This is a genomic window from Rhodococcus chondri (genome assembly GCF_036327435.1).
GTDB lineage: Bacteria > Actinomycetota > Actinomycetes > Mycobacteriales > Mycobacteriaceae > Rhodococcus > Rhodococcus chondri.
On sequence record NZ_JAUZMZ010000012.1, the window covers coordinates 42,034 to 53,548 of the forward strand.

The 11,515-nt window shown below is 65.3% G+C and carries 7 protein-coding genes and 4 pseudogenes; 9 read left to right on the top strand and 2 right to left on the bottom strand.

Annotated features, from left to right (window positions below; all coding sequences use genetic code 11):
• Window positions 1-46: 46 nt before the first annotated feature.
• The 5 genes and pseudogenes from Q8814_RS03965 (at window position 47) to Q8814_RS03985 (ending at window position 5,952) form a co-directional block, all read left to right on the top strand.
• Window positions 47-1,690 (top strand): flavin-containing monooxygenase, encoded by a 1,644-nt coding sequence (locus Q8814_RS03965; protein ID WP_330150715.1) that lies wholly within the window; start codon window positions 47-49, stop codon window positions 1,688-1,690.
• Window positions 1,687-2,622, top strand: coding sequence for an alpha/beta hydrolase (locus tag Q8814_RS03970; protein ID WP_330150716.1), 936 nt, complete (start codon window positions 1,687-1,689; stop codon window positions 2,620-2,622). The genes Q8814_RS03965 and Q8814_RS03970 overlap by 4 nt, the downstream gene beginning before the upstream one ends.
• A gap of 144 nt (window positions 2,623-2,766) precedes the next feature.
• The gene (locus Q8814_RS03975) at window positions 2,767-3,912 is read left to right on the top strand and encodes an acyl-CoA dehydrogenase family protein (protein WP_330150721.1); all 1,146 of its coding nucleotides are present in this window, start codon (window positions 2,767-2,769) and stop codon (window positions 3,910-3,912) included.
• A gap of 278 nt (window positions 3,913-4,190) precedes the next feature.
• Window positions 4,191-4,640: pseudogene (locus tag Q8814_RS03980) on the top strand (protein kinase domain-containing protein); the annotation flags it as partial.
• Window positions 4,641-4,890: 250 nt separating this feature from the next.
• Window positions 4,891-5,952, top strand: coding sequence for an IS110 family RNA-guided transposase (locus tag Q8814_RS03985; protein WP_330150718.1), 1,062 nt, complete (start codon window positions 4,891-4,893; stop codon window positions 5,950-5,952).
• A gap of 38 nt (window positions 5,953-5,990) precedes the next feature.
• On the opposite strand, the pseudogene Q8814_RS03990 reads toward Q8814_RS03985, so the two are convergent.
• A pseudogene (locus tag Q8814_RS03990) lies at window positions 5,991-6,887 on the bottom strand (IS3 family transposase); the annotation flags it as partial.
• A 62-nt stretch (window positions 6,888-6,949) separates the two neighbouring features.
• On the opposite strand from Q8814_RS03990, the gene Q8814_RS03995 reads away from it, so the two are divergent.
• A complete protein-coding gene (locus Q8814_RS03995) occupies window positions 6,950-8,641 on the top strand; it encodes an ISAzo13 family transposase (RefSeq protein WP_408015826.1) in 1,692 nt (563 codons plus the stop codon).
• Between the two features lie 32 nt (window positions 8,642-8,673).
• On the opposite strand, the pseudogene Q8814_RS04000 reads toward Q8814_RS03995, so the two are convergent.
• Window positions 8,674-8,979: pseudogene (locus tag Q8814_RS04000) on the bottom strand (transposase); the annotation flags it as partial.
• Between the two features lie 149 nt (window positions 8,980-9,128).
• On the opposite strand from Q8814_RS04000, the pseudogene Q8814_RS04005 reads away from it, so the two are divergent.
• The 3 genes and pseudogenes from Q8814_RS04005 to Q8814_RS04015 form a co-directional block, all read left to right on the top strand.
• Window positions 9,129-9,752, top strand: a pseudogene (locus Q8814_RS04005) (transposase); the annotation flags it as partial.
• 246 nt (window positions 9,753-9,998) lie between these two features.
• Window positions 9,999-10,364 (top strand): ArsR/SmtB family transcription factor, encoded by a 366-nt coding sequence (locus Q8814_RS04010; protein WP_330150719.1) that lies wholly within the window; start codon window positions 9,999-10,001, stop codon window positions 10,362-10,364.
• Between the two features lie 352 nt (window positions 10,365-10,716).
• A partial coding sequence (locus Q8814_RS04015) for a SulP family inorganic anion transporter (RefSeq protein ID WP_330150720.1) occupies window positions 10,717-11,515 on the top strand: 799 nt, incomplete at its 3' end.

Consider the following 11,515-nt stretch of genomic DNA (forward strand, 5'->3'; position numbering starts at 1 on the left):
TTCTCAGGCGCCTGCGCCGCGAGCACGGACGGAAACGGAGCCAGACATGTCGATACAGACCGACCCGCACCGAGATGCCACCCAGCCGAGGTCTACCGACTTCGATGCGGTGGTCGTCGGCGCAGGTTTCAGCGGGTTGCGGATGTTGCAGGAGCTGCGTGGCCTGGACCTGTCGGCACGAGTGATCGAAGCCGGCTCCGACGTCGGTGGAACCTGGTACTGGAACCGCTACCCCGGAGCCCGCACTGACAGCCAAAGCTGGGTGTACGCCTACTCTTTTTCCGAGGAGCTGCAGCAGGACTGGCGGTGGCGTGAGCGGTATCCGACCCAGCCCGAAACCTTGTCGTATTTCGAACACGTGGCCGACCGGTTCGATCTGCGGCGCGACATCGAATTCGACACGAGGGTCGAATCGGCCGTCTTCGACGACGCCAGTACCACCTGGACCGTCACTACTGATCGGGGGCAGAGTTACACCTGCCGGTACTTCATCACGGCCACGGGACCGCTGTCGCAGCCCTACCTACCCGATTTCGACGGGCTCGCCGATTTCGAGGGCCAGTGGTTCCTGACCGGACGGTGGCCGAAGGAGGGCGTCGACTTCGCCGGCAAGCGGGTCGCCGTCGTCGGTACCGGGGCCACGGCGGTGCAGATCATTCCACTGGTCGCGCGTGAGGCCGCCCAGCTCACCGTCTTCCAGCGCACCCCGAGCTGGGCCCTACCCGCACGCAACGACATCCTCACCGACTTCGAGGACCGCGCGATCAAGGCAAACTACGACGCCATCTGGGAGCAGGCACGCCAGCACTTCTACGGCTTCCCCATGGACCCCGCCGGTCGCACCGGGTCCGACGTCACTCCCGAAGAGCAACAACGGATCCTGGAACGCGCTTGGGAGATCGGGGGGTTCGGATTCCTCTTCGAAACCTTCGACGACATCCTCGTCAACGACGAAACGAACAAGATCGTCTCGGATTTCGTCCGGAACAAGATCCGCACGGTCGTTGAGGATCCCGCCACCGCCGAACTGCTCTGCCCGAAAGACCATCCGATCGGCAGCAAGCGGCCTCCGCTCGGGCACTACTACTACGAGACCTACAATCGCGACAATGTCCGACTCGTGGACGTGAGCACAACCCCGATCAGTCGGATCACGCCCAACGGGATCCGGGTCGGTGACGACGAGTACGAGGCTGACATCATCATCTTCGCCACCGGGTTCGATGCGGTGACCGGGACCTTGAACCAGATCGACATCCGAGGCCGCGACGGCGTGGAGCTGCGCTCCAAGTGGGAGCACGGACCCCGCACGCAGCTCGGGATCGGTGTGGACGGATTTCCCAATATGTTCATGGTGGGCGGACCTCAGACGCCCTTCGCCAACATCCCTGTCGTCGCCGAGGGGATCATCGAGTGGATCGGGACCGCCCTGCAGCACATGCACGACAATGGGATCGAACAGATGGAGGCCGATCCCGACGCGGTCGAGCAATGGCGCAAGCACCTCGACGACATCGTCAACGCAACAGTTCTGGTCAAGGCCGAGCGCATCTGGTGGCTCGGAGACAACATTCCCGGAAAGCCGCACGCGGTGTTGTTCTACTTCGCCGGCGCCGGAGCCTACCGGCAGGAATGCCAAGCCTGCATCGACGAGGGCTTCGAAGGCTTCACTCTTACCAAAAAATCGTGACCGAGCGACAGGAGAACAACATGGGTACTGCTCTTCCTAATGCGTTGAAGGACAGCTACACCGCGATGTCCGCGCGTATGGCAGCCAATCCGGAGATGGACATCGCCACGCTCCGCAATATGCTCGACAGCCTGGAGTCCCTCGCGGCCGAGCCAACCGATGTCACGTACGAAAGCATCGACGCCGGAGGAGTTTCCGCAATTCTCGCCACACCAGCTGGAGCCAGCAATGACCACGTCCTGGTGTATGCCCATGGGGGAGGCTGCGTGACCGGATCCGCAGCCAGCCACCGCAAGCTTGCTGCGCACGTTGCCAAGGCCGCGGGAGTCCAAGCGATCATTCCGGACTTTCGACTGGCACCGGAGTTCCCTTTTCCCGCCCAGATCGACGACCTCATCACCGTGCACAAGTGGTTGCGCGCCAGCGGTTACCGGCCGGAGAACACCGCTACGGCGGGGGACTCGGCGGGAGGAAACCTTGCCATCACTACCGTCCTGAAGTTGCGCGAGCTCGGCGAGCCGCTCCCGGCCGCCATAATCGGCTTCTCCCCATGGCTGGATATGGAAAACCTCGGCAAGACGATGGAGAGTAACGCCGACAGTGAGGCCCTGGTTTCCCGTGACGTCAGTGAGCTGATGGTCTCGCTCTACCTTGGTGAAACCCCGCGGACCGAACCGCTCGCTAACCCGTTGTATGCCGATCCGACCGGGCTGCCGCCCGTCTTCGTCAGCGCGGGTGACGCGGAAACGCTGCAGGACAACGCCGAACGGTTCCATGACAAGGCACGCGACGCGGGCGTCGACGTGACATTGGAGATTCAACCTGGACAACAGCACGTCTACCTCTTCATGGCCGGCAAATCCGCAGAGGCCGACACCACGATCGCCAACGCGGGCCGGTGGCTCCGCGACCGCCTCGGCCTGACGAGTTAGACGAACCGCAGCAGGGGCCGGACGAACAGCCGGCCGGCTCAACCGGTCCCTGCTCGGCTGCCGCCCACCGCCACGCCAGGCACCTGCGGCAATCCCTCAGGGGTCGACGAAGACAGAGAAGACAGAGAGGAATCACCGATCATGGTGATGTTCACCGAGGAACACATCGCGTTCCGCAAGATGGTCCGCCAGTTCGTGGACAAGGAGATTCAACCGTACGTCGACGAATGGGAAGCCGCAGGGAGCTTCCCGGCCCACGATCTGTTCCCCAAACTCGGCGCCCTCGGCCTGCTCGGTCTCGAATACGACAGCGCGTACGGCGGACAGGACGCCGATCACCTGTACACCGTGATCCTGCGCGAAGAACTCGGTCGGATCGACGCCGGCGGTGTCCCCATGGCCATCGGCGTCCAGACCGATATGGCCACCCCGGCGCTGCACCGCTTCGGCAGTGACGACCTCAAACGCACCTACCTCGCACCGGCGATCGCCGGCACGGCGGTGTGTTCGATCGCCGTCACCGAAGCCGACGCCGGATCCGATGTCGCGCGGCTGCGCACCCGCGCGGTGCGCGACGGCGACGACTGGGTGATCAACGGATCGAAGCTCTACATCACCAACGGCACCCAGGCCGACTGGATCTGCCTGCTCGCCCGCACCTCCGACGAACCCGGCGCGAAGGGCTTGTCGCAGATCATCGTGCCGACCGACCTGCCCGGCTTCACCGTCTCCCGCAAGCTCGACAAGCTGGGGATGCGGTCCTCGGACACCGCCGAACTGACGTTCACCGACGTGCGGGTACCGGTCACCAATACCATCGGTGAGATCGGCCGCGGCTTCCAACAGCAGATGACCCAGTTCCAGAACGAGCGTATGAGCGCCGCCTACGATCGGGTGGGCGGTTTGCAGCAGGCCCTCGACCGTACCCGCGACTACCTCAAGCAGCGGACCGCGTTCGGTAAGGCCCTCATCGACAATCAGCATGTCGCGTTCCGGCTCGCCGAGCTCTACGCCCGCCTCGACATGCTCCGGCAGTACAACTACGCCTGCGCCGAGGCCTACATGCGCGGCGAGGACACCACCCGCTACGCGACGGTGGCCAAGCTCGAGATCGGCCGGCTCTCCCGCGAGGTGGCCGCGACCTGTCTGCAGTACCACGGTGGTCTCGGCTACATGGAGGAAACCTGGACCGCGCGTTTCCTTCGGGACATGACCCTGACATCCATCGGCGGTGGTGCCGACGAGGTGATGCTGCAAGTTCTCACCAAACTCGACGGCCTCCATACCTGAGGTGCCCGAAAGGATTGCCGGAGTATCAATTTTCGGTGGATCCGATTCTGGCGCATAGTTTTAGCGCGTGATGGGACTGTAGAGGTACTGCCGGATCCGGCTTGTGGGCCGCGAGGGCCGAGTCGCGCGAGGGTTGATCTGGATTCCAGGTGCCCATGCAATCTGATGGAGACGTCGGGCGGGCGCCCACTGTCGGCGATACTGTAGGGGTATCTCATCGAAAGGTAAGCAGCCGTGCCTTCCTCGGTAGTGCCCGGTTCGGATGAATTGACATAGCGATGGCCGATGTCGATCCGTCCGCGACGCAGCGCGAGGTGCCAGGTTCGGTCGTGGCGGAGCTTGCGGCGGCCGGGTTCGAGGATGCCCACGAGATCGGCCGGGGTGGTTTCGGCGTCGTTTACCGCTGCACGCAGACGTCGCTGGACCGGACGGTGGCGGTGAAGGTCCTCACCGCCGACCTCGACGAGCAGAATCGGGCGCGGTTCCTGCGGGAACAGCGCGCAGCCGGCAGACTGACCGGCCACCCACACATCGTCAATGTCCTGCACGTCGATATCACCGATCACGGTCGGCCCTTCCTGGTGATGCCGTATCACGCTCAGGGATCCCTGGATGCACGAATCCGCCACGACGGGCCGTTGCCGCTCGAGCAGGTGCTTCGGATGGGGGTGAAGATGGCCGGTGCCATCGCCACCGCGCACCGTCTCGGAATCGGGGCTTCCGACTTATGTTCGTGTCACCGGTCCGTGATCGGGTTAGCTGCCCGTAACGTGCCGTAGCAGACCGGAAGGGCTGACTCCGGGGCTTCCTGTCACCCGCCATCCTGCGGGTTGACTTTCAGGGGGTGTGTCGCCCCTTCCGGTCTGCGTTCGCGGAGTGACTGGAGAGAGGCGTGACCCCAAGCTGCTGTGAGAGGTACTTGAAGTCGGATTGTCCTCCGCGGATCCCCAACCCCGGCAGAGAAGGGAACCGTCTTCCATGATCGTCATCGGCATCGATCCGCACAAGTCCACCCACACCGCCACCGCCGTCGACCCCGTCACCAACACCGACCTCGGCTCGATCCGCATCGACGCCACCCTCGCCGACTACAAGAAGCTGATCGCCTGGGCCAAGACCTGGCCGCAACGCCAGTGGGCAATCGAGAACGCCGAGGGGCTCGGGCACCACCTCGCACAGTGGCTACTGACCCTCGGGGAGATCGTGCTCGACGTTCCGACCACCTCCACCGCCCGGGTCCGGCAACTCTCCCGCGGCGGGCGGCGCAAGAACGACCGCATCGACGCGGCCGCCGCCGCGTGTGTGGCCGCCCTGCAGGGTGACGCCCGACCGGTCGACCCCGAAGGCCCGACCGATGTCCTGGCCCTGCTCGACGAGCGTCGAACAAACCTGTCGGGCAGTCGCACTCGCATCGTCAACCAACTGCATGCATTGTTTCGGCAGCTGCTGGCCGGCGGCGCGCCGACCTCGCTGACCGCGGCCACGGCCACCGCACTGTTGCGGGGCTTCCGTGCCCGCAGTGAGGTCGATCGCATCCGTGTCGGGCTGTGCCGGGATCTGATCGCCGACATCCGACGTCTTGATGGTCAGCTCGCCGCGAACGAGAAGCAGATGACCCACGCTCTCGACGCGCACGGCACCCGCCTACGGGAAATCGACGGCATCGGTCCCGTGACCGCCGCCTGCCTGATCGGCCGAACGGGACGAGCGAGCCGGTTCCCGACCGCCGCTGCGTACGCGAACTACAACGGCTCGGCACCGGTGCAGATCGCCAGCGCCGACACCGATCGGCACCGTCTGTCCCGGTACGGGGACCGGCAACTCAACAGCGCGCTCTACACCATCGCGATGGTCCAGATCCGGATGCCCGCCAGCGCCGGCCGTGGCTACTACGACAAGAAGATTGCCGAGGGCAAGAGTCCCCGCGCAGCGACCCGCAGTCTCAAGCGGCACCTGTCCGATCACGTCTGGCGCATCATGCTTGCCGACGAAAAGCGCTTCCCCCGGCAACGCGAAAAAGAATCCGACAGGGCGGCTTGACAATAGAGAGGCACCCCCCGAGACGTGGACACCAATTCCTATGCGGCAGCGGCCAGCATAGCGGATCGCTGCTCGAAATCGATCGGACAGATCTGACCGAGAGCGGAATGCCTCCTTCTGCTGTTGTAACGCGTGATCCAACGGAAGACCGCGGCACGCGCCTCACCCGCACCGTTCCAGTGTCTCCGGCCTTGCAACGTTTCCCGTTTCAATGTCGCGTTCCACGATTCGGCGGCAGCATTGTCCGCCGAGGTACCAACCGCACCCCGTGACCGGGTCACCCCCAGTTCACGGCACAGATCGGCGAAGTCCTTCGAAACGTACTGGGCGCCGTTGTCGGAGTGAAAGATCGCACCGTCGAGCCCGGTGGCACCACGGGCGGCGGCCGCAGCCCGCAGCGCGTCGGTGACCAACTCGGTGCGCATGTGGTTCGCGATCGACCAGCCTGCCAGCCGTTTCGAATTCAGATCCAATACCGTTGCTAGATATAGGAATTGCCCGTCTCCTACCGGCAGGTAGGTGATGTCGCCGACGTACTTGATGTTCGGTGCGCTCGCGGTGAAGTCCCGCCGGAGCAGATCCGGCACGGGGGTCGCGGAGGGTTCGGGGATCGTGGTGCGCACCGTCTTGCGCAGATGCACTCCGACGATCCCGTTCTCGCGCATCACCCGCTCGACTCGTTTGTGGTTCACCTCGACGCCGGCGTCTCGCAACTCGGCGGTCACCCGTGGGGACCCGTAGGTGTCGTCGGAGTCGGCGTGGATGACTCGGATCTGCTCGGCCAACTCCTGATCGGCGCGGGTGCGTTCGGCCCGCGCCGGCACCGAGGCCCGCCACCGGTAGAAGCCGGAGCGGGAGACCTCGAGGATCTGGCACAGCCACTTCACCGGGAAGGTGTTGCGGTGGTCGTCGACGAATTGGAAGCGGCTCAGGAGCCGTCAGTAAATTACTGACGGTTTTGGGCAGCTGCGGTGCGTGCCGTGATACGTGGTCTGTTGTGAGGATTTCTGAGAAGGACCGGGCTGTCCTGGACGTGAAGTTCGCGGCGTTGCTACCACATCTGGATGAGCGGCAGCGTCGTCTGTATCTGGCTTCGGAGGCCACAGCGCTGGGACACGGCGGGATCGTGGCGGTGGCCCGGCTGGCGGGGGTATCGGAGTCCACCGTCGCGCGGGGATGCGCCGAACTTGCCAGCGGGGCAGAGCCATTGGGCCGGACGCGTCGGTCAGGCGGCGGCCGCAGGTCGGCTGCTGTGCGAGACCCTGGTCTCCGGCCGGCGCTCGAGACGTTGATCGAGCCGCGGGAGGTGGGTGATCCGGTGTCTGCATTACGCTGGACCACGGCGTCATTGCGGGACTTGGCCCGAGAGCTGAGCGATGCGGGACATCCGGTCAGTGCTCCGGTGGTCGGCGGGCTGCTGCGAGAGATGGGATTCAGCTTGCAAGCCATGGCCAAGACCCGGGCCGGCTCGCAGTCCCCGGACCGTGACGCCCAGTTCCGCCATATCAACGCGGCCGCCGAGCTCTTCCTGGCCCGCGGCCTGCCCGTGGTGAGCGTAGACGCCAAGCAGAAGGAACCGATCGGCGAGTTCGCCCGTCCCGGCCGCGCCTACCGCCCCAAGGGCAATCCGATCACCGCTCCGGACCATGATTTCACCGGGCCGGACACCCCGATCGCCATCCCCTACGGCGTCTACGACCTGGGACGGGACACCGGCTGGGTGAACGTGGGCACCAACCGCAACACCGCCGCCTTCGCAGTGGAGTCCCTGCGCCGCTGGTGGAATGACCAGGGCAAGGCGGACTACCCCGGCGCTGGCAGGCTGCTGGTCACAGCGGACTCCGGCGGAGCGAACTCCGCCGACTCCCACCTGTTCAAGATGGACCTCGCTGCCTTCGCCCACGAGTCCGGCCTGTTCGTCACGGTCGCCCACTTCCCGCCCGGGACATCGAAGTGGAACAAGGTCGAACATCGCCTGTTCTCCCGCATCACCCACAGCCTGCGCGGCCGGCCCCTGACCAGCTACGAAGTACTGATCCAGACGATCTCGGCGACCCGGACCCGCACCGGACTGACCATCAAGGCCGTGCTGGACGAAAACACCTACCCCACCGGCCGCAAACTTACCCGAGCCGACCGTAAAGCGATCATGGAGCGCGTCACTCGCGACGAGTTCCATGGCGAGTGGAACTACACGATCGCCCCACACGACCCCGTACAAACTGCCCGGCCCGCACCCGAGCCTGCACCGCCACCGATCCCGGACGAGGCGACGTTCCTCCTCACCCATCCCGTCCTGACCGGCCTGACACGCGAAGAGTTCGACCAGCTCGTGCTTCGGCTCGAACCGTGTCAACAAGTCCTGACCGAGGCCGAACGGCACAGTGCAAGCAGGGACGGCCGCGGCCGCAACCCTGGCTTCGGCACCCTCGATCACCGTCACCGTGTCCTGGCCGCGGTGCTCCGAAGCCGTAACACCGTCACCTTGACCCTCGCGGCCGAATTAATGGGCCGCAAGCGCAACGTGCTGAGCTACCACGCCGGCAGGTCCAAGCCGATGCTGGCCTTCGCCGGGCCCGAGCTCGCAAGAGTCCTCGTCTTCCGCCGGACCCACCCTCCCCGCACGCTCGAAGCCTTGAAGCGCCTGATCCGGGACCACGACAACGAGATCAATTCCGGCAGTAGTTAAGTTACGGCTCCTCACCAGTTCGTCTCGCCCGCGAAATATTTCGCGGCCCTGCGCAGGATCTCCCGTTCGGTCTCGAGCTTCCGGATCTCAGCTCTGAGCTGCTTGTTCTCTTCCTCCAACACAGACTCGGACGATACCGCGCCCACCGATCCCGGCCGGGGCCGGTCCGCGACCGCGGACACACCGATGCGTTTACGTTCGGTGCGGACCCAGTTGCGCAGGGTCTCCCGGCTGACCCCCAGGTCGTTGCCGATGCCATCGAACGTGTGGCTCGGGTCGGACAAGTACAGCGCGACGGCATCGGCCTTAAATTCCGCCGAGTACGCCTTCTTCGCCATCTGTGACATCACTTTCTCTGGATCTTCACGATCCAGTGTTCACGATGTCCACATTCAAGGGGGAACCCCCGACCGCCGACAGGGAGATCAGCTGTCCGCGCACAGGGACACCACCTGTCCGCCTACAGGGACGCCCTCATGTCCCTTGACAATGGGCCGAGCGCGGGATCGGCGTCGAGGTCCTGCGCGCTGCGCTGACCGCGTACGACCGGATGCTCGGCCTCGACCTCGATCACCTGTCGGTCGACGGATCGATCACGAAATCCCCCTGCGGTGGGGAAGTTTCGGGTCGTTCCCCGGTCGATCGCGGTAAGCAGGGCACCAAACGTTCGGTGGTGTGCGACGGCGGTGGGATCCCGCTGGCGATGGTGTCGGCGGGCGCGAACCGGCACGACTCACCGCTGCTCGAACCGACGATCCGCCAGGTTCCGGACATGGTCGGACCGCTACCGGAGCACTCGTGTGTGCACCTCGATCGTGGCTACGACTCGGCCAAGACGCGGGACCTGCTCGACGAGTTGGGCTACGACTACGACATCGCCCGCAAGGGTGTCCCGGCCCCGGTCCAGGCCGGGAAACGCTGGGTGGTCGAGCGCACGCATTCGTGGATGAACGGCTTCGGCAAGCTGCGGCGCTGCACCGATGAGCGTGCCGTGATCGTCGACTTCTATCTCGCGTTGGCGGCCACTCTGACGGTGCTTCGCCGGTTGATCAATCGGGCGCGCACCTACTACCGGTGGTCGGCCCGGCCTACCACTCGCCGACTCAAGTGATCATCATTTGCCGGTCGCTCTAAGCCGATACAACAATCATTTTCGGAATACTTCCGAAAGCAGACCGGAACACGATCGGCATTCGAAGGGTGTGCGAGTCGTGCTCTCGGTTACGAGGCCGAACCAGCCCGCAACACGGGGGTAAGCAAATTGCTAAAATTCGCAAGTAGTCCCGATCGTGTGGGATGATCCCGGAGCGTGAGGGTGCACGACCGTGTTCCTGCGACGAAGACGACAGGAGGCGCCATGCCCACGAACTCGAGCCAACCGCTCTATCGGATGAAGGCGGACTTCTTCAAGACGCTGGGGCACCCGGCACGTATCCGGGTCCTCGAGTTGCTGAGTGAGCGAGATCACGCCGTCTCGGAGATGCTGCCCGAGGTCGGGATCGAACCGGCGAACCTGTCCCAGCAGCTGTCGATCCTGCGTCGCGCCGGGCTGGTCACGGCAAGGCGGGAAGGCCTGTCGGTCTCCTATGCGCTGACCTCGCCGAGGATCGCGGATCTGTTGACGATCGCCAGGGGGATCCTCACAGGCGTCGTCGCGGGCCAGGCCGAGTTGCTCGCGGAGCAACCGGAGTCCGCAGCGTTGGTCGGCGACTCCGCCGGCTGACCGGCCGAGCATCGGCCGGTGTATTCCTACGCGCCGCTTCACGGGATCACCGCGGCTGTTCGAACTCCGGAGCCGAGAGCGGCAAGGGTACGCACATGCCCTCGCTGGCAGGGTCTGCACCCGCCGCAGTCGGCTACGCGAGGTCGCAGCCGATTCCGAGGTAGCGCTTCAGGACCACTTTCCTCCCGCGCTCGAGGCATGCCGTCGGGGACTCAAATCCACCCGCCGGGTCGGCCCTGAGAGCCAAGGCCCTGTCTGAGCTGTCACACATATCAACATTCCATCGTTGTTAGTTGCTAACATTAGCAATTAACAAGCTGAAGAGGTTCCCGGCACACTGAGGAAGCTGCACATGTCTGAACTGGGAGACCCGAACGGGCCCGCGAGCACGACCGGCCTTGTCGGTAGCCGAGTCGCCGGCGCCGTTCGGTCGGTCGCCGATCTCATGCCCCGGTGGAGCGAGTGGAAACCCGCGCTCCGCGCACCCGGCGCCGATCTGCTCTCCGGCCTGATCGTCGCGCTGGTCGCCCTGCCGCTGGCGTTGGGTTTCGGTGTCAGCTCCGGCCTCGGTGCCGCCGCGGGCCTGGCGACAGCGGTCATCGCCGGAGCGGTCGCGGCCGTGTTCGGAGGATCCCGCTTCCAGGTGTCCGGCCCCACCGGGGCGATGACAGTGGTCCTCGTGCCGATCGTGGCCCAGCACGGTCCGGCGGGTGTGCTCGCGGTCGGGCTGATCGCGGGCGTGGTTCTGGTCGGGCTGGCGTTCGCGGGCGTCGGCCGAGCCGTGCGATACATGCCCGCCCCCGTCATCGAGGGGTTCACCGCGGGCATCGCCGTCGTCATCGCGCTCCAGCAGGTCCCGGCCGCTCTGGGCATCTCCGGCGCCGAGGGCGAGAAGGTGTGGCAGTCCGCGTTCGATGCCGCTCGCAAGTTCGCAGCGGACCCGTCGATCCTGACACCCACGATCGCACTGGTGGTCGCCGTGGCGATCCTCATCGGCGGACGCTTCTTCCCGAGGGTTCCGTTCTCCCTCGTCGCGGTCGCCGCCGCGACCGTCCTCGCGAAACTGTTGGGCCTGGACATCGCGCGCATCGGTGCCATTCCCTCCGGCCTTTCCGCGCCGATCCTCGCAACCGCGCTGCTCCCCCACTACG